Source organism: Primorskyibacter sedentarius (genome assembly GCF_004342065.1).
GTDB classification, from domain to species: Bacteria; Pseudomonadota; Alphaproteobacteria; order Rhodobacterales; family Rhodobacteraceae; genus Primorskyibacter; species Primorskyibacter sedentarius.
This window is the reverse complement of sequence record NZ_SLZU01000004.1, coordinates 210,180-229,103: the sequence shown is the minus strand read 5'-3', so window position 1 is coordinate 229,103 and position 18,924 is coordinate 210,180. Positions and strand designations below refer to the sequence as shown.

General features: G+C 60.6%; 16 protein-coding genes and 1 tRNA gene. 9 read left to right on the top strand and 8 right to left on the bottom strand.

What is annotated here, in order from left to right; translation table 11 throughout:
• Window position 1 precedes the first annotated feature (1 nt).
• The 8 genes from EDD52_RS09150 to EDD52_RS09115 form a co-directional block, all read right to left on the bottom strand.
• Complete coding sequence (locus EDD52_RS09150) at window positions 2-703, bottom strand: FadR/GntR family transcriptional regulator (protein WP_132244090.1); 702 nt, start codon at window positions 701-703, stop codon at window positions 2-4.
• A gap of 157 nt (window positions 704-860) precedes the next feature.
• Entirely contained in the window at window positions 861-2,387 is a 1,527-nt protein-coding gene (locus tag EDD52_RS09145) for a tripartite tricarboxylate transporter permease (protein ID WP_132244089.1), read from the bottom strand.
• Window positions 2,388-2,390: 3 nt separating this feature from the next.
• Window positions 2,391-2,840, bottom strand: coding sequence for a tripartite tricarboxylate transporter TctB family protein (locus tag EDD52_RS09140; protein WP_132244087.1), 450 nt, complete (start codon window positions 2,838-2,840; stop codon window positions 2,391-2,393).
• A 211-nt stretch (window positions 2,841-3,051) separates the two neighbouring features.
• Window positions 3,052-4,017, bottom strand: a complete 966-nt coding sequence (locus EDD52_RS09135; protein WP_132244085.1) for a Bug family tripartite tricarboxylate transporter substrate binding protein — start codon at window positions 4,015-4,017, stop codon at window positions 3,052-3,054.
• Window positions 4,018-4,511: 494 nt separating this feature from the next.
• Window positions 4,512-6,032, bottom strand: a complete 1,521-nt coding sequence (locus EDD52_RS09130) for an aldehyde dehydrogenase (NADP(+)) (RefSeq protein ID WP_132244083.1) — start codon at window positions 6,030-6,032, stop codon at window positions 4,512-4,514.
• Between the two features lies 1 nt (window position 6,033).
• Window positions 6,034-6,759: a ribonuclease activity regulator RraA gene (locus EDD52_RS09125; RefSeq protein ID WP_132244081.1), complete on the bottom strand. Its 726-nt coding sequence runs from the start codon at window positions 6,757-6,759 to the stop codon at window positions 6,034-6,036.
• Between the two features lie 1,105 nt (window positions 6,760-7,864).
• A tRNA-Cys gene (locus EDD52_RS09120) sits at window positions 7,865-7,938 on the bottom strand.
• 106 nt (window positions 7,939-8,044) lie between these two features.
• On the bottom strand, window positions 8,045-9,079 hold the full coding sequence (locus tag EDD52_RS09115; RefSeq protein ID WP_132244079.1) for a LacI family DNA-binding transcriptional regulator: 1,035 nt from the start codon (window positions 9,077-9,079) through the stop codon (window positions 8,045-8,047).
• Between the two features lie 200 nt (window positions 9,080-9,279).
• Here EDD52_RS09115 and EDD52_RS09110 point away from each other — a divergent pair, with 200 nt between their 5' ends.
• The 9 genes from EDD52_RS09110 to EDD52_RS09070 all read left to right on the top strand — a co-directional run bounded on the left by EDD52_RS09110 (window position 9,280) and on the right by EDD52_RS09070 (window position 18,914).
• On the top strand, window positions 9,280-10,515 hold the full coding sequence (locus EDD52_RS09110; RefSeq protein ID WP_132244078.1) for an ABC transporter substrate-binding protein: 1,236 nt from the start codon (window positions 9,280-9,282) through the stop codon (window positions 10,513-10,515).
• 82 nt (window positions 10,516-10,597) lie between these two features.
• Complete coding sequence (locus EDD52_RS09105) at window positions 10,598-11,488, top strand: carbohydrate ABC transporter permease (RefSeq protein ID WP_132244076.1); 891 nt, start codon at window positions 10,598-10,600, stop codon at window positions 11,486-11,488.
• 40 nt (window positions 11,489-11,528) lie between these two features.
• Window positions 11,529-12,422, top strand: coding sequence for a carbohydrate ABC transporter permease (locus EDD52_RS09100; protein ID WP_132244146.1), 894 nt, complete (start codon window positions 11,529-11,531; stop codon window positions 12,420-12,422).
• 9 nt (window positions 12,423-12,431) lie between these two features.
• Window positions 12,432-13,520: an ABC transporter ATP-binding protein gene (locus EDD52_RS09095; protein WP_132244074.1), complete on the top strand. Its 1,089-nt coding sequence runs from the start codon at window positions 12,432-12,434 to the stop codon at window positions 13,518-13,520.
• A gap of 33 nt (window positions 13,521-13,553) precedes the next feature.
• On the top strand, window positions 13,554-14,303 hold the full coding sequence (locus tag EDD52_RS09090) for a sugar phosphate isomerase/epimerase family protein (RefSeq protein WP_132244072.1): 750 nt from the start codon (window positions 13,554-13,556) through the stop codon (window positions 14,301-14,303).
• A gap of 14 nt (window positions 14,304-14,317) precedes the next feature.
• Entirely contained in the window at window positions 14,318-15,439 is a 1,122-nt protein-coding gene (locus EDD52_RS09085) for a Gfo/Idh/MocA family protein (RefSeq protein ID WP_132244070.1), read from the top strand.
• 12 nt (window positions 15,440-15,451) lie between these two features.
• Window positions 15,452-16,495, top strand: coding sequence for an L-glyceraldehyde 3-phosphate reductase (mgrA, locus tag EDD52_RS09080; protein WP_132244068.1), 1,044 nt, complete (start codon window positions 15,452-15,454; stop codon window positions 16,493-16,495).
• On the top strand, window positions 16,495-18,093 hold the full coding sequence (locus EDD52_RS09075) for a glycoside hydrolase family 43 protein (protein ID WP_132244066.1): 1,599 nt from the start codon (window positions 16,495-16,497) through the stop codon (window positions 18,091-18,093). Before mgrA ends, EDD52_RS09075 begins: the two co-directional genes overlap by 1 nt.
• Window positions 18,090-18,914 carry a TolB family protein gene (locus EDD52_RS09070; RefSeq protein ID WP_132244064.1) on the top strand — a complete coding sequence of 275 codons (825 nt, stop codon included), beginning with the start codon at window positions 18,090-18,092 and terminating at the stop codon, window positions 18,912-18,914. Before EDD52_RS09075 ends, EDD52_RS09070 begins: the two co-directional genes overlap by 4 nt.
• Window positions 18,915-18,924: the final 10 nt, after the last annotated feature.

The following is an 18,924-nucleotide window of genomic DNA, read 5'->3' as shown; positions in this document are numbered from 1 at the left end:
GCTATGTGTCCTGCGTGCCGACAAACATCCGGTCTTTTGCGGCCGTGATGTGATGACGCATGCAGGCTTGTGCCACTTCCGGCTGTCTCAGGCGGATCGCTTCTAGGATGGCCCGATGCTCTGACAGCACCAACTCCTGCCGCACTGGCGAATCCAGCAGCGTAAGCGAGCGCGACAGTTTCACACCAAAGGCAATCTGTTCGCCAAGGGATTCCAGCACCGAGGAAAAGAATGGGTTCTTCGTGGCCCGCGCCACGGCCAAATGCAGCTTTTGATCCGCTTCAACGCCAAGCTCATTCTGGTGGTATGTCTGCTCCATGACGTTGAAGGCGTCGTCCATCGCGGCCAGATCTTCATCGTCGCGACGACGGGCGGCCCATGCGGCGGCGGCCCCTTCAACGTCGATGCGGAACTCATAGCACCGCTGCACATCCGACACCGATTCCAACGGAACGAAACTGATCAACTGCCGGTCCGGGCAGCGCAGGACATAGCTGCCCGACCCGCGACGGGATTGCACGATCCCGTCATCGCGCAGCCGCGACAGGGCCATGCGCACAATCGGGCGGGACACGCCAAAGCTCTGGGCCAAGGCCTCTTCCGTCGGCAACCGGCTATGCACCGGGTATTCCTCTTCAAGGATCTTCGCCAATAGCTGATCGTAGACTTGGTCTGCCAACGAGGGTCGCTTGGTCTCTGGCAATTTGGTCTCCTTTGCTTCGGGTCAGACCGTGTATACATCAGACATGTGCCCGAGGTCAGCAACAAGAGACCTCGCGACATCTGAAATCGCCAGCCGTCCCGGTCGGCCCGGCCTATAACGGCCGGACCAGTCACCTCTTTGCATCCCCGCAACGCACCTATTTGGCGGCGGCCGAAGCCTGCTGCTCCGCTGGTTTGCGGATCACCAGAAAGTAGACAAAAACCAAGGTCAAAAGCACGAAAAACAGGCTGTCCAAATTGGTGAAGAAGGTGGTCGGATCGCCATTCGACAGGGCCAGTGAACGCCGCAGGAATTCCTCGAGATTTGGCCCAAGGATATAGCCCAGAAGCATGGTGATCACCGGGAAGCCATTGCGCCGCAGGTAAAAGGCCAACACGCCCATGCCAAGCGCCATGAACATCTGGAACGTCGAAAAGGTGGCGACGTAGCTGCCGACGACCGCGAGCAGGGTGATGGCCGCATAGAGCACATCCTTGCGGATCGACACGATCTTGATGAAATACGGCCCGATGATGTAGAGCGTCAGCGGAATGAGCACCACCGCGCTGAACAGCAGCGCTGCCAGCATTGGCGCGATCAGACCGGCCTGATCCGACATCAGTTGCGGGCCGGGCTGCACACCGTTGATAACCAGCACACCCAGCATGATCGCGGTGATCGGATCGCCCGGAATGCCGAAGGTCAGCATTGGCACCATGGCGCCGCCACAGACGGCATTGTTGGCGCTTTCCGAGGCTGCGATGCCCTTTGGGTTGCCCTTGCCAAAACTCTCTGGCTCGTCCGACGTGCGCACAGCCTCGGTATAAGCAAGGAACGACCCCATGGATCCCCCTGCCCCCGGCAATGTTCCCACGAAATATCCGATCAGCGTGGATTTGAGGTAGCAGCCAAAGCCGATCTTGCGGATATCCGACAAGGGCGGCAGGAAGTCCCGGCGCCTGATCCTGGTCTTGCTTGCTGCCGCAGTTGCTGCACTGATGTCGCTGGAAGAGCTTGCCTGCATGAGAACCTCGGCAATGGCAAACGTCCCGATGATGACGGGCATCAGGGCGATCCCGGCGGTCAGGTTGCTGTAGCCATAGGTGAAGCGGGTGATCGGCTCCATCGCGTCAAGACCAACCGTTGCGAGCATCAGCCCGATACACGCGGCCAGCCCGGCCTGCGGGATGCGCCCACGCTGGGCGATCACCACCACGATCAGCGCGAAGGCCAGCAAAGAGAATTTGCCGGTGGTCTTCACCAGAAGCGACAGCTCTGCCACGAAAGGGGCAACCGCGATCAACAAAAGCGCGCCCACGGCGCCGCCGAACATCGATCCGAATGCCGCATGACCCAGCGCCAGCGCGCCCTTGCCCTGCTGCTGCATCGGATAGCCGTCCAGCGCGGTCATCATTGAGGACGGCGCGCCGGGAATGTTGATGGTCGTCGCGGTGATCGACCCGCCGCACATGCCTGCCATGTAAATGCTGGCACAGGCCATGAGAGCGGTTTCCACGCTCAGCGTATAGGTCAGCGGCAAGAGCAGCGCCATCGCCAGCGTCGCAGTGAGCCCCGGGATGGCGGCAAAGATCGTGCCAATCACGAAACCCATGATGACATAGGTCAGGTTGACCGGATCCAGCAACAAACCGAAGCTGCTAAAGACAAGTATAATGAAATCCATGACTTAACCCCAAAGCGTCGGAAGACGAACGCCGAACAGTTGCTGGAACATGATGTAGGCCAGGCCGACGATCACCGCCGTAAGGATCGCCTTTTGCAGCAGCTTCTCGAATAACGAGAACAGCACGATAAGCGCGAAGACGAAGAGCCCGGACGAGATGAAATATCCGACAGTCCTGAATACAAGAATGTAGACAAAGATCGCCACCACGACCCAAAGATGGATGTAGGTGCCGGGCGCGTCCGCCTCCCCGGCTCCTGCCCGTTCGCGCAGCGCTTGCAGGATCAGGATGCAGGCAAACATAATTGCCGCGCCGCCCACCAGGATTGGAAAGAACGACGGCGTCAGGCCGCCGTCGGAAAACGGGGCACCAAGGCTCATCGCCGAGATGAAATATCCAACCGAAACGGCAAGCGTGAAAAAGAGAAACAGCAGTTGTCTGTTCAAGAACATCGACTTCTCCCGCGATGATATGGTGGGTCCTGGGCGGCTGGCAGTCGGTCGCGTCTTTCGGGCGGCATGGCTTTTGAAAATATGCCCTGAACCGGTCGCGTCGTTTCAGGCCCTCAGGCCGTCATCGAAACCGTTGCTGCGCCTTGAGGCCCGGTCAGGGCCCCAGTGGTTGTCTCCGGTCCGGGACCGGAGACATGGGTCGCGTCGCAGCTTACAGTTCAAGCTCGTCCATCAGCGAGAACGTCTTGGCCTGCAGCTCGTCGATCCAGGCTTCGACCCCGTCAGAGCCCAGCCAATCGGCGGTCACACCCACCTGGGCCAGCCAGGTCTGGAATTCCTCGGTGTCGTAGGCCGCCTTGAAAGAGGATTCCAGAGTTGCGACCGCGTCATCCGGGGTGTTCGCGGGTGCCGCGAGGATGATGAAGCTGCCGGTTTGCAGATCATGGCCCTTGGACTTGATCGTCGGCACGTCGGTATAGGTCTTGTTCTGGACCGAGGAGAGTTCGATCACGCCCTTGGCATCGCCGGATTCGATGATACCGCTGAAATCACCCAGGCTGGAGATCGCGGCATCGAGTTCACCCGACAGCAATGCTTCGGCTTCGGCGCTGGACGATCCGGCATAGGTGATCACGTTGAAATCGACATCCAGCAGTTTTTCCAACTGCATCGCCGACAGGTACGGGCCAGAGCCCTTGGGGGCCACGCCAAGACGGACCTCGCCCGGGTTTTCCTTGGCCCGCTCGATCAGTTCCTCGAAGGTTTCGATGCCAGTGTGCTTTGACACGACGATCGCATCAGCTTCGCTGGTGATGCGGGCGATCAGGGCCATGTTGTCCAGCGAATAGCCGGGCACCATCTGGCCGCGCGGCAGGGTGATGACGCTGTCATAGGTCAGCACGCCCACGGTCTGGCCGTCCGGGCGCGCGCTTGTCATCTGGATCAGCCCGGTTGCTGTCACGGCCCCGGCGATGTTTTCCACATAGATCGACTTTGGCAATTCCTGCTCAGCAATATTGCTGATCTTGCGCGAGATCGCATCCGCACCGCCGCCTGCGGGCCATGGCACGATCAGGCGAATATCGCGGGTTGGGAATTCAGCCGCAGCCGCCGACGCGGTGATGACGCAAGCACCAAGTGCCAATACGAATCTACTTTTCAGGCTATCAAAGAACATTGACCTGCTCCTCCTTCAGAGTTGTCGTTCCGCCAGACATGTCCGGCAAGTTGGATAAGTTGACCGCCGGACTGCCTGCCCGCACGGCACCACGTTGGTTTTTTGGGGAAAGCCTGGCCGGACGATTTGCCCGCACCTCTCCCTGCGCCCTCGCGGCACGGATACTCCGCACCCCGGATGGGCCTGGCAGCACTTCCCCTTTTGTTAGCGAGCCGCGATCCCTTTCCTTTCCCCGACAAGCGAGGCACCAGGGAGGCTCGAGTCACCGTACTTTGTTAATTTTTACAAATCAACTGCTCATATTACTAATTTGCACAAAAAATTTACTCATACTTAGATTCTGGCACCGAAAGAGTAACAAATTTCTTCAACACGCCGATAATCGGCGGTATTTGGCAGTATGTGTAAATTTTTCTTGGATCAGTGCAGGTCGGCACAAAGCCCCGCAACGCGCCGAGTGGCGATGCGGGGCCTGCGCGCCCTTTTTTTCATGCCTACATGCTGACGAGATCCGCCGGCAGCAGAGCTTCGGGGAGGTTCTGGTAGCAAACCGGGCGCAGGAAACGGCGGATGGACATCGTCCCGACCGAGGTTGCGCCAAAATTGGTGCTGGCAGGATAAGGCCCGCCATGCACCATGGAATCGCACACCTCTACCCCCGTGGGAAAGCCGTTGGCCAGCACCCGGCCCGCCATGCGCTCAAGCACCGGCAAAAGCGCGCGACCAAGGTCGATGTCTGCGTCATCCATCTGTAGTGTCGCCGTCAGCTGCCCCTTGAAGCTCGCGGCAAGCTCCACCATCTGCGCCGCATCCTTGACGCGCACAACAAGGCCGAGCGGGCCAAAGACCTCTTCGGAGAGTTCCTCATTCGTCAGCCAGTCGCTGGCCGAGACTTCGAACAGGTAAGGCGCTGCGGTACGGCCCTCGCAGGCGGTGGTCAGCAACGACTTGACGCCCGCACCTTCCGACACCCGGCGGGCACCGTCGCGGTAGGCCTCTGCCATGCCGTCTGTCAGCATAGTCTGCCCTGCGACAGCTTTCAGCCCCTCGGACGCAGCGCTCACAAACGCATCCGCGTCGGGACCGTCGACGATGATGGCGATACCGGGATTGGTGCAGAACTGCCCCACGCCCATGGTCAGGCTACCGGCCCAGCCAGCGCCCAGCTCTGCCCCGCGGGCAGCGGCGGCCTGCGGCAACACAAACATCGGATTGACGCTGCCAAGCTCACCATAAAACGGGATCGGCTCCGGACGTGAAGCGCACAGATCATAAAGCGCGCGCCCTCCGCCAAGGCTGCCCGTGAACCCGACCGCCTTGATGCGTGGATCAGTGACAAGCGCCGCACCCACGGCACGGTTGCCCCCCTGGATCAGACTGAAGATGCCCGCATCCATGCCAAGCTTGTCAAGCGCCGCAACAATGGCGTCGCCCACGATCTCGCTCGTCCCGGGATGGGCGCCGTGCCCCTTGACGACAACCGGGCAACCCGCAGCCAGCGCCGCTGCGGTGTCGCCTCCGGCCACCGAAAAGGCGAGCGGAAAATTCGAAGCACCGAATACGGCCACCGGCCCAACCGGCCGCTGCATCATCCGCAGATCGGGCCGGGGAAGCGGCTGACGATCCGGCAACGCCTCATCATGGCGACGATCAAGGTAATCACCTGCCAATATATGCGAGGCGAACAGGCGCAGCTGACCGGTCGTGCGGCCTCGCTCCCCCTGAAGCCGCGCTGCTGGCAGTCCGGTTTCGGCACTGCCTATTTCCGTGATCGCGTCGGCGCGCGCATCCATCTCGTCTGCGATCGCCTCCAGCAGGGCGGCACGCTGCGCGCGGGTGGTTGCGGCAAAACCGGGAAAAGCCGCGTGGGCCGCAAGACACGCCTCAGCCACCAGTTCCGGGGACCCGGCGGAGAACTCATGGGACGCCCCCGTTGCCGGCGCCGAATAGAAACGCTCTTCAGCGGCCATGCGCCTGCCTGCGATAAAGTGCTCTCCGTGAGGAATAAAGGTCATGTTATCGTCCAGTCCGTTCGCGCCATTCGTTGTATTTATCAATGTTTTCCTGATCGGTAGCAGGATAGAGCCCGATGATGCCCGCGCCGTCATTCACCTGTTCCAAAACGAAATCCTCGAAGGATTCCATGTTCAGGCATTCTTCGGCGATCTCGTCCGCCAAATGCGCGGGGATCACCATGACACCGTCGCCGTCCCCCAGCATGACATCGCCCGGAAACACCGGCGCGTCACCGCAGGAGATCGGCACATTGATGTCGATCGCCTCGTGCAGAGTCAGATTGGTCGGCGCCGACGGGCGGGCGAAATAGGCCGGCATATCAAGCGCGCCAATACCTTCGGCATCCCGCACGCCACCATCCGAAACCACACCTGCCACGCCGCGCCGCGCAAGTCGCGTCACCAGGATGGATCCGGCTGTGGCCGCGCGACTGTCCTTGCGGGCATCCATGACCAGCACATGACCTTCAGGGCAGGTTTCCACCGCCACGCGCTGTTTGTGGTCGCGATTGCGGAACACCGTGATCTCGTTGCGATCCTCGCGCGCAGCGATGTAGCGCAGGGTAAACGCCTGCCCGACCATCCGCACGGGCTTGCGTTCCACCGGGACCACGCCTTGCACGAACTGGTTGCGCAAACCGCGCTTGTACAGGGCGGTCGCGACGGAGGCCGTGGACACTTTCTTGAGTTTGTCGCGTGTTTCATTCGACAAGATGTAATCGCTCATACTCTTTTCCTATCGTGCGGCCGTCTAAAGCCGTTTGTTATTGCAAATCCGCCCCGCCACAGCACCGCTGGCAAAGGTGGAATCATTTCTCTGGCGATCGGTTCCGGCGCAGTTTTCCCGCTCTCAAGGTATCACACTACCTCATCCAGACAGCCCCACCCTTCGAAGAGCCAATGAGCAACGCATTTGTCTGGCGGGACGCCTGGCCCATCGCAACCCAGGATGTCACCCTCGGAAGTGTCGCAGATTTCGTTACAGCCTACCTGAGCCGCCCTCCCCTCAATTTCCGAAGCTGCCCCCTCAAGCAATCCAGAAACACCTCTATAGCCATGCGTCGGATGTGTCAATATTTGTAAATTAAAAATAACAAATACCGGCGCTTCTGCTCCCAATTTCGCCAGATAAGTACATACTACTTACATATTGTTCACCGCCGACCGTGGCGATCAGCACCACACCCAGCCGTCGAACGCTGATGTGATAGAGTCTTGCATGGTCCGACACTCTGGACAGCGCGGCCTTCGTTCGTCAAAGCAAGACCAAGAAAGAGCTTTGGGTTGCTATCCTGTACGATCTGCAAGCCGCGCTGGACGCGGCAAGACATCACTCGGTCTTCATCCTGTCCAACGAGCGCGGCACCAACCGTTGATCCAATAGGGGCGCTTCAGCGGCCGCGAGAAAGGTCAGAGCGCAAATCGGCGCCTTGGGTTATCACATTTTCAGCTGGCGCTACAACGCCGCCTGTGATCGGGTGGAGGCAGGCTGTAGCGATGATCAGGTTGCAACGGTGACAGGCCAGAGCCCGTCAATGGTGCTGCACTCTACGAAGAAGGTCCGCCAGCGGATCAGGGCCGATAAAGAGCAACAAATTCGCTCAGATCAGAAGCGCACCTGATGCGCATGTTCCGCCAACCTGACAGCCAATCGGATGCTGCGGCAAATGATGCCGTCAACACCATTCTCCCTTGAAAACTGCACCCAAAAACTTGTCCGCCCGGTGCAGCTTTGGCAACTTCAATGCGCCTTGAATGCGAACAGAACAAACAGAATGTTTAGACGCGCAGAAGCGCGCAAACCAAAATTCGACTAAGTCATTGAATCGGCTTGGAGGCGAGTACCGGAATCGAACCGGTGTACACGGATTTGCAATCCGCTGCGTAACCACTCCGCCAACTCGCCGAAGCCAAAGCTTCTCTAGACGTCTTCCGGAATGGCCGCAAGGGGGTTTTGGATGTCTCAAGGATGCGGACGTGGAGCACGCAGAGACATCGACGGCTGGACCTTTTCAACCGGGCTTGGCAGGCGGCGCGGAACTGTCCCGGACCATCAGGGTCACATCGAGAAGTTCGACGCCCACCGCCTCAGCTCCGGCAGGATGCGCCATTTGCCCCAGCAACAGCTCCGCTGCGGCCCGCCCCAACCCGATGCGGTCCTGGCGGATGGTCGTTAGTGCCGGCACGTAATGCTCTGCCTGATCGATGTCATCAAATCCAACGACTGACATGTCTTCTGGAACCCGCAGACCAGCGGCATTCAGCCCGGCAATCAGGCCAAAGGCCACCTCGTCGGAGGCGCAGAACACCGCGCTTGGGCGGTCCTTCATTGCCACGATCTGCTGCGCCGCAGCCCGCCCTGATTGCAAAGAAAAATCGCCCCGGATGATCCATTCGGGCCGTTGCGGCAAATTCAGGCGGCGACGCTCTGCCAGAACGCCCTCGCGGCGCACATGGGTCAGTCGATTGTCAGCGGGCCCGGTGACATGCGCGATGCGCCGGTGGCCAAGGTCATGCAAATGCCGGATCGCCAGTTGCGCGCCCTTGTAATTGTCACTCCTGACCGACGGCATCGGCGCGCCCTCGACCCATTCACATGCAAAGACGATGCGCCCGCCCACCCTTTCGCGCGCAAATTCTGACATGTCTGTATCCGTCAGATTGCCGTCGAGAGAGATCATCCCGTCGATGCGCCCGTCCAGAAAATAGTCGGTCAATCGCCGGTCATGCTGCGGCAGATGGTTTGAATCGGTGATGAGCACGGAATAATCGCTGTCTGCGAAGCCCTCACTGATCCCTTCCAGAATCTTCGAAAAGAACGGATTGCCGAGGTTGGGCACCAGCACAAGAATTGCATTCGCGCTTTGTTTTCTTAGATTTCGTGCCGCGCGATTGACCCGGTACCCCGTGCTGCGAACGGCCTCGAAGACAGCCTCTCGCGTGGGTTTGGTCAGCAGTTCCGGATTGCTCAGCGCCCGGCTGACAGTCGCGGTGGACACCCCCGCCACCTTGGCAACATCTTGAATTCTGGGGGGCTTTTCAGTCATGCATCGGCGGCTCTTCTTTTGAAACACAATTTCTGACAGCGATGGCTTGACTCGAATCCATCTCAGCCCGAGTATAAGTGTAATCGTTTACATCGCAAGGAGAGTCGGCTTAAACTCGGATGTAATCGATTACGCGGCGATTTCAGATCGCTTCAGATAACGCCGGACGGGATTTCCCGGACCGGAAGGGAGGAACAAACATGACTTCATTCCGCACTTTCTTTGCAGCTACTACGGCGCTTTGCGCAGGCTCTGCGGCCTTGGCGGCTGACCTTGAGGTGACCCATTGGTGGACATCGGGGGGCGAGGCCGCTGCGGTGGCTGAATTCGCCCGCGAATTCGAAGCCCAGACTGACCATAAATGGATCGACGGCGCGATTGCCGGCGGCGGCGGCACGGCCCGCCCCGTGATGGTCAGCCGTATCATCGGCGGCGACCCGATGGGCGCGTTCCAGTTCAACCACGGTCGTCAGGCCGAAGAGTTGATTGAGTCCGGTCTGTTGCGCGACATGACCCATGTGGCCGAAGCAGAGGGCTGGAAAGACATCGTGAACCCGCCCTCCCTGCTGGAGGCCTGCACGGTTGACGGCAAGATCTACTGCGCGCCGGTCAACATCCACTCATGGCAGTGGCTGTGGCTTTCGAATGCCGCGTTCGAGACGGCTGGCGTTGCCGTACCGACCAACTGGGATGAATTCGTGGCCGCGGGGCCAGCACTCCGCGAGGCTGGCATCACGCCGATGGCTCTTGGCGGGCAGCCTTGGCAAAGCTCCGGCGCGTTCAACGTGCTGATGGCCACGCTGGCCGGCCCCGATGTCCTGCAAAGTATCTATGGCGACGGCGATGCCGAAATGGCAGCGGGTGACACCATGGCCCGCGTCTTCAAGGCCGCGTCTGACATGCGCGAAATGGTCCAGGGGTCCAATGTGCAGGACTGGAACCAGGCGACTAATCTTGTCATCACCGATCAGGCCGGCGGTCAGATCATGGGTGACTGGGCGCAGGGCGAATTTGCCGTCGCCGGTGAGGTTGCCGGGCAGGATTACACCTGTCTGCCGGGTCTTGGCGTGATCGAGGTCATCTCGACCGGCGGTGACGCGTTCTACTTCCCCGAAACCGGTGATGCAGAGACCGAAGCCGCGCAGGACGCGCTGGCTGCAACGCTGCTCAAGCCTAACACGCAAGTGGCGTTCAACCTCAAGAAAGGCTCCCTGCCCGTGCGCGGGGATGTGGACCTTGAGGCGGCGAATGACTGCATGAAGAAGGGTCTGGAAATCCTCGCCTCGGGCGCGATCATGCCGGATGTGAACATGCTGAATACCGAGGACACGAACAACCAGCTCAACGATCTGTTTGTTCAGTTCTTCCAGGACACTTCGATCAGTGCCGAAGACGCGCAGGCACGCTTTGTCGATATCGTGGCCAGCAAGGACTGATCACCACCCACGTCCAACGGTCGGGCCGCCACGCGCGGTCCGGCCACCCTTTACCTGACCTGTCACCCACAAGGGGAGCGAGATGGCCGCCACCCGCCCGATCCGGTTGTTCCGGAATCTCACCGCCAAGATTGCCGCGATCCCGATGATCCTGACCGCATTGGTCGTGTTCGTCGGCGGAACGGCCTGGACGGTGACCTATTCCTTCACCTCGTCCAAACTGTTGCCCCGGACGAAATTCGTCGGCCTGGATCAGTATGAGCGACTATGGGCCACCCCGCGCTGGCTGGTCTCTATCGAGAACCTGCTGATTTACGGCGTCTGCATGATGGTGCTGAGCCTCGTACTCGGCTTCTTGCTTGCCGCCCTGCTGGATCAGAAGATCCGCTATGAAAACACGTTCCGCACGATCCTGCTCTACCCCTTTGCGCTGTCCTTCATCGTCACGGGGCTGGTGTGGCAGTGGTTGCTGAACCCGGATTTCGGAATTCAGAGCGTCATCCACCGACTGGGATGGGAGAGCTTTGATTTCAACCCCCTCTACAACGCGGATATCGTCATTTTCGGCGTGTTGATCGCCGGGCTTTGGCAAGGGTCAGGACTGGTGATGTGCCTGATGCTGGCAGGGTTGCGCGGCATCGATCAAGAGATCTGGAAAGCCAGTCGCGTCGACGGGATACCGGCGTGGAAAACCTACATCTTCATCATCATCCCGATGATGCGCCCGGTCTTCATCACCACGCTTGTCATTATCGCCAGCGGGATCGTGCGGCTTTACGACCTGATCGTCGCCCAAACCGGCGGTGGCCCCGGCATCGCGTCGGATGTGCCCGCCAAATACGTCTACGACTACATGTTCCAGGGCCAGAACCTTGGTCAGGGCTTCGCGGCCTCGACCATGATGCTGCTCGCGGTTCTGGTCGTCGTCATCCCCTGGGCTTACCTGGAATTCGGAGGGAAGAAGCGTGTCTGATCCTGCCAGCCTGTCCGCCACCGTTGCAGGGGCCGACGCCATGGCCCCGGCGCTCTCGGGCCCGCGCGGACCAAAACCCCGTCGCCGCTTTTCGCGCCGCAATGTCTTCATCTACGGCACGCTGATCGTCGTCGCGCTATACTACCTGCTGCCGCTTTACGTGATGATCGTCACCTCGCTGAAAGGCATGCCGGAAATCCGGCTGGGCAATATCTTTGCACCGCCCGTGGAGATCACGTTTCAACCATGGGTCAAGGCGTGGGCCGAGGCTTGCACAGGTCTGAATTGCGACGGGCTGAGCCGCGGGTTCTGGAACTCCGTGCGCATCACTGTGCCAAGCGTCATCCTGTCAATCGCCATCGCATCGGTGAACGGCTACGCGCTGGCCAATTGGCGGTTCAAGGGCGCGGATATGTTCTTTACCATCCTGATCTTCGGGGCCTTCATCCCCTATCAGGTCATGCTTTACCCGCTGGTGATCCTGCTGCGCGAGATGGGCATCTACGGCACCCTGACAGGCCTTGTTCTGGTGCATTCGATCTTTGGCATGCCGATCCTGACGCTGCTGTTCCGCAACTATTTCACCTCCCTCCCCGAAGAGCTGTTCAAGGCCGCGCGTGTCGATGGGGCGGGTTTCTGGCAGATCTACCTGCAGATCATGCTGCCCATGTCGCTGCCGATCTTCGTGGTGGCGATGATCCTGCAAGTCACTGGCATCTGGAACGATTTCCTCTTCGGCGTGGTCTATACCAAGCCCGATCTCTACCCGATGACGGTGCAGCTGAACAACATCGTCAACTCTGTGCAGGGCGTGAAGGAATACAACGTCAACATGGCGGCCACGCTGCTGACCGGCCTTGTGCCCCTCGTCATCTACTTCGTCTCCGGAAAACTCTTCGTGCGTGGCATCGCGGCCGGCGCGGTGAAAGGCTGAGCAATGCAAATGGACCCAAGCATTTCGATCAAGAACCTCAAGCTCAGCTTCGGCGCGGTGGAGGTGTTGCATGACCTGAACCTGGATATCGGCAAGGGCGAATTCCTTGTCCTTCTGGGGTCTTCCGGCTGTGGCAAATCCACGCTTCTGAACTGCATTGCCGGCCTGCTGGACGTGACGGATGGGCAGGTCCATATCGGCGGGAAGAACGTCACGTGGGAGGAGCCATCGAAACGCGGCATCGGCATGGTTTTCCAAAGCTATGCGCTTTACCCGCAGATGACGGTGGAGGGCAATCTCGCCTTCGGCCTGAAGAACGCCAAGATCCCCAAGGCAGAGATCAAGGAGCGTATCGCCCGCGCCGCCAAGACCTTGCAGATGGAACCGCTGTTAAAGCGCAAGCCTGCGGCCCTGTCCGGCGGGCAGCGTCAGCGGGTCGCCATCGGCCGGGCGCTGGTGCGCGATGTCGAGGTTTTTCTCTTCGACGAACCGCTATCCAACCTTGATGCCAAGCTGCGCGCCGATCTGCGGGTAGAGATCAAGCAGCTGCACCAGACGCTGGGCAACACGATGATCTACGTCACACATGACCAGATCGAGGCGATGACGCTTGCCGACCGCATTGCCATCATGCGCGGCGGCTCCATCCTTCAGCTTGATAGCCCCAAGGAGATCTACAACCGTCCCGCCACGAAATATGTCGCAGAATTCATCGGTTCGCCGACGATGAACTTTCTGGATGGGCGGGTTGAGGGAGGCGCCGCGCCGCGTTTCGTCTCGGACGTGGCCAGCTTTGACCTTAAGGGCTATGAATTCGCCACTGCTTCGCCAGAGCCCTGCGATGCATGGTTCGGCATCAGGCCCGAACATATCATCACGGGCCCAGAGGCCGGGAACGCGCCGGTCAAACTCAACGGGCAGGTCGAACTGGTCGAGCCCCTGGGCTCTGACACGCTGACCCGCGTCAGCGCTGCCGGGCAACGGCTTTGGGTGCGTATGGACGGTCAGGCCGACATCACCCCCGGCCAGACACTGCCGCTGGGATTGAACCCGGCCCTTGCCAATATTTTCCACAAAACCACAGAGGCCCGTCTGTAGCGCGCCTTTCGACACCAAAACAGGACATCCAACATGGATCTTTCGTTTCAACTTTACTCCGCCCGTGACTTCACCCCCTGGGAGGATGTGATCTCGATGATTGCCGGGATGGGCTACACGCAGGTCGAGGGTTTCGGCGGTGTCTATGAGGACGCGCCCGCCTTTCGCGCGCTTCTGGATGCCAACGGACTGACCATGCCGTCGGGGCATTTCTTTCCCGTCGGCAGTTTCGAAGAGGGCCTCGGCGATACGCTTGCCTCGGCAAAAGCTCTGGGGATGGAACGGCTGTTCTGCCCCGCCCCCGAAGACGCCTACCGCGATGGCGCCGATGCCGCGGCGTGGACAGAACTTGCGAAACGGCTGGAGGTGGCGGGGCAAAAGGTGCGCGATGCGGGCCTGCGTTTCGGCTGGCACAACCACCACTGGGAGTTCATGCCGCTTGCCGATGGCACCATCCCCATGCAGCTGATCCTCGACCACGCGCCCTCGATCGAATGGGAGATGGACGTCGCCTGGGTTGTGCGCGGCGGGGCCGACCCGCTGGAATGGATCGCGGCAAATGCAGACCGTATCACAACCGCCCATGTCAAGGACATCGCACCTGCCGGGGAGTGTGCGGACGAGGACGGCTGGGCCGATGTCGGCCACGGCACGATGGACTGGCCTGCCCTGATGGCAGCCCTGCGCAAGGCAGGTTGCGATCTGTTCGTCGCAGAGCACGACAAACCTAACGATGCGCGCCGATTTGCACAGCGCTCCATCACCAGCTTCAAGACCTATTGATCGAGACAGAAACCATGAGCAACACACTCGGAATCGGCGTCATCGGCTGCGGCAATATCTCTGCCGCCTATATGCGCCTCGCCCCGCTGTTTGCAGGCATCGAAATGCGCGCCTGCGCCGACCTGAACGCCGACGCGGCCAAGGCCCGCGCGGACGAGTTCGGCCTGCGGGCAGAAACAATCGACGGGCTTCTGGCCGCCGATGACATCGACATCGTCGTCAACCTGACCGTTCCCAACGCACATTTCGCCGTGTCCAAACAGGTGCTGGAGGCAGGCAAACACGTCTATTCGGAAAAGCCGTTCGTGCTGTCCCTGCAAGAGGGTCTGGACCTCAAGGCGATTGCCGATGCCAAGGGCCTGCGCGTCGGGTCTGCACCTGACACATTCATGGGCGGCGCGCATCAGCTTGCCCGCCATCTGGTGGACGCAGGCGCCGTCGGGCGCATCGCGTCGGGCACCTGTTTCGTCCAAAGCCCGGGGATGGAGATGTGGCACCCCAATCCGGATTTCTTCTTCCAACCCGGCGGCGGCCCGATCCTCGACCTTGGCCCCTACTACATCTCCAACCTCGTTCAATTGCTGGGGCCAGTGGCGCGCGTCACGGCGCTGTCATCCAGCGCCAATGAATATCGCACCATCACGTCAGAGCCGCGCAATGGCGAGAAAATCAAGGTCGAAACCCCGACGACGATCCACGCGGTCATGCAGTTCGTCTCTGGCGCGCAAGTCACCTATTGCGCCAGTTGGGACGTCTGGGAACATGGCCATTCCAATATGGAACTTTACGGCACCGAAGGCACCCTTCACGTTCCCGACCCGAATTTCTTTGGCGGCGAGGTGCGGATGACCCAAAAGGCATCCTTCGTGAACCCCTCCGTTGCCTGGGATCACCCTTTCAGCGTGGCCAATGATGGCGGGCGTGCAAACTATCGCTGCGCCGGTCTGGCAGATATGGCGCAAGCCATTCTGAACGGCCGTCCGCATCGCTGCTCGAACGATTTTGCGCTGCATGTGGTGGACGTCATGACGGCAATCCTGCACTCAGGTGAAACGAAAGCGCTTGTCGAAATCAGCAGCACCTGCGACCGCCCCGAGGCCCTGACCCCGGACGCCGCCACCGCGCTGCTGGCATAGGAGAATTCCGAAATGGTCTGGACCGCGTCCGACACACGATACGAAAAGATGCAATACCGCCGCTGCGGGCGGTCGGGGCTGAAACTGCCCGCGATCTCGCTCGGGCTATGGCACAATTTCGGCGATGACACGCCGCACCAGACGAAGCAGGCGATCACCCGCACCGCATTCGATCACGGCATCACCCATTTCGATCTGGCCAACAATTACGGCCCCGCGCCCGGATCGGCAGAACTGGCATTTGGCGAAATCCTGCGGACAGATTTTGCGCCCTACCGCGATGAGCTCATCATCTCCTCCAAGGCGGGGTACGGGATGTGGCCGGGGCCCTATGGCGAATGGGGCAGCCGCAAATACCTGATTGCGTCCTGCGATCAGTCGCTGAAACGTATGGGGCTGGATTACGTCGACATCTTCTATTCCCACCGTTTCGACCCCGACACGCCGCTGGAAGAGACGATGATGGCGCTTGACCACATCGTCCGGTCGGGCCGTGCGCTTTATGTCGGGATTTCATCCTATAACGCGCAGCGCACGCGCGAGGCGGCCGCGATCCTGAAAGATCTGGGCACCCCCTGCCTGATCCACCAGCCCAGCTATTCCATGCTTAACCGCTGGGTCGAGGAAGACGGTCTGCTTGATACGCTGGACGATCTGGGGATCGGGTCCATCGTGTTCAGCCCACTGGCACAGGGCATGCTGACCAACAAATATCTGGGCGGCATCCCCGAAGGCAGCCGCGCGTCTCAGGGGAAATCCCTGCGCGAGAATTTCCTGAGCGATGAGGCGCTGGAAAACGTCCGCGCGCTGAATGCCATTGCCGAAAGCCGTGGACAGACGCTGGCACAGATGGCCCTGGCTTGGGTGCTGCGCGGCGACCGCGTGACAACTGCGCTGATCGGCGCGTCCAAGGCCAGCCAGGTAGAGGATTGCGTCTGCGCCATCGGCAATCTCGACTTCACCGAGGGCGAACTTGCCCGGATCGACCAACACGCGAAGGACGCGAATATCAACCTCTGGGCCGCTTCCTCTGAACGAGAAGGACCCAGCCGCTGATGATCCGCAATCCTGTCCTGCCCGGTTTCAACCCCGACCCGTCGATCTGCCGGGTGGGAGAGGAATATTTCATCGCGACATCGACCTTCGAATGGTATCCCGGCGTGCAGATTCACAGGTCCACCGATCTGGTGAACTGGGATCTGGCATGCCGACCGCTCTCGCGCGCCTCGCAACTGGATATGCGCGGCAATCCTGACAGCGGCGGCATCTGGGCGCCCTGTCTCAGCTATGCCGATGGGCTGTTCTGGCTGGTCTACACGGATGTCAAACGGCTGGATGGAAATTTCAAGGACGCCCATAACTACATCGTCACCGCCCCCACGATCGAAGGGCCGTGGAGCGATCCGATCTATGTCAGCTCTCATGGCTTCGATCCGTCGCTGTTTCACGATGATGATGGGCGAAAGTGGTTTCTTGTGCTGCAATGGAACCACATTTCGAACTCGGTTGGCGGCAGCCCGAAACACCCCGCATTCGACGGGATCATGCTGCAGGAATGGACGCCGGAAGGCGGCCTGACCGGCGAGATCCGCAAGATATTCTCGGGCAGTCCCCACGGGTTGACCGAAGGCCCGCATCTCTACAAACGCGACGGGTGGTATTACCTGACCGTCGCCGAAGGGGGCACCGGCTATGACCATGCCGTGACAATGGCCCGCTCGCGCCAGATCGAGGGGCCGTATGAGATCCATCCCGACACCCATCTGATCACCGCCAAGGATCATCCCGACTGGCCAATCCAACGCGCCGGTCACGGGCAGATCATCGAGACGCCGGACGGGCAGGTCTATCACACCCACCTGTGCACGCGGCCCCTGCCCGGCAGGTTCTCTCCTCTGGGGCGCGAAACCGGCATTCAGAAATGCGAATGGCGCGACGATGGGTGGCTCTACCTGGTGGGTGGCAACCCATTGCCACAGGTCCAGGTGACGCCCCCGGCCCCTGCCGAACAGCGCCGCGCAAAGCCCATTCTACGCCGTTTCGACAGTGCCGGGCTGCCTCCCGAATTCCAATGGCTGCGCACGCCCGACCACGCGCGCCTTTTCACGCTGACCGGCTCTTCCCTCCGGCTGATTGGCCGGGAAAGCATCGGCAGCTGGTTTGAACAATCGCTTGTCGCGCGACGGCAAGAGCATCTGCATTACCGGGCAGAGACGACACTGACAGAGTTCACCCCCACGACCTATCAGCAGGCCGCCGGGCTGACGACCTATTACAACCGGTCCAAGTTCCATTTTGCCTGCGTGTCCCATATTGCGGGCAAGGGCCGCTGCCTTCAGTTGATGTCCTGTGCAGGCGACTGGCCAGACGGGCGGCTCAGCTTTCCTGCGGACCCGGTGCCGCTGAAGGATGGCCCCGTGGAATTGGCGGTCGAAGTCACGGGTGCTACGCAAAGGTTCTTCTTTCGCCAGAACGAACAGTGGCAGCTGTTCGGGCCCGATCTCGATGCCAGCGTCATTTCGGATGAAGGCGGTCGTGGCGAGCATGCCTCCTTCACCGGTGCTTTCGTCGGCATGGCCGCGTTCGACATTACCGGTCAGGGCAAGACGGCTGACTTCAGCGGCTTTTCCTATATTCCGGGCGGCGAGTCATGACGTCCTTTCTGGACATATGCGATCTGGACACTGGCGACATCACGACGCTGCTTGAGACGGATCGCCATATCGAGGCACCCAACTGGTCGCCCGACGGTAGCTACCTGCTGGTGAACGGCGAAGGGCGCCTGTTTCGCGTGCCGCTGGACGCGCCGCAGCTGCGCGATGTCGACACCGGGGCGCTGCACGCGCTCAACAATGACCACGGTATCTCGCCGGACGGGCAGACGCTTGTGATCTCTGACAAGACGCAGACGCCGCATTCGTGCATTTTCACCTTGCCCGCCGTTGGTGGCGCGCCCACGCGTATCACGCCAAAGACACCGTCATGGTGGCATGGCTGGTCGCCGGACGGGCAGCGCTTGGCCTATACGGTGGTGCGGGAGGATCAATTCGGCATCGCCACCATACCCGTCGCGGGCGGCGAAGAGACCGTTCTGATCCGCAGCCCGCACCATTACGACGGGCCGGATTATACGCCCGATGGCAAATGGATCTGGTTCAACTCTGATCGCGGCGGAGCGATGGATCTGTGGAGGATCCGCCCGGACGGCACCGATGCGGAACAGATGACCGACGATGCCGCAGTCAACTGGTTTCCGCATCCCTCGCCTGATGGTCGATACGTGCTTTACCTTGCCTATCCCGAAGGGACCGAGGGGCATCCGCCCGACCGCGAGGTGACCCTGCGCCTGATCACGCTCGCGACGGGCGACACCCGAACCCTGGCCATGCTATGGGGCGGGCAAGGCACGCTGAACGTGCCCTGCTGGTCCCCCGATAGCCGCCGATTTGCCTATATGCGCTATGCGCGCCCATGACCTGACCCGG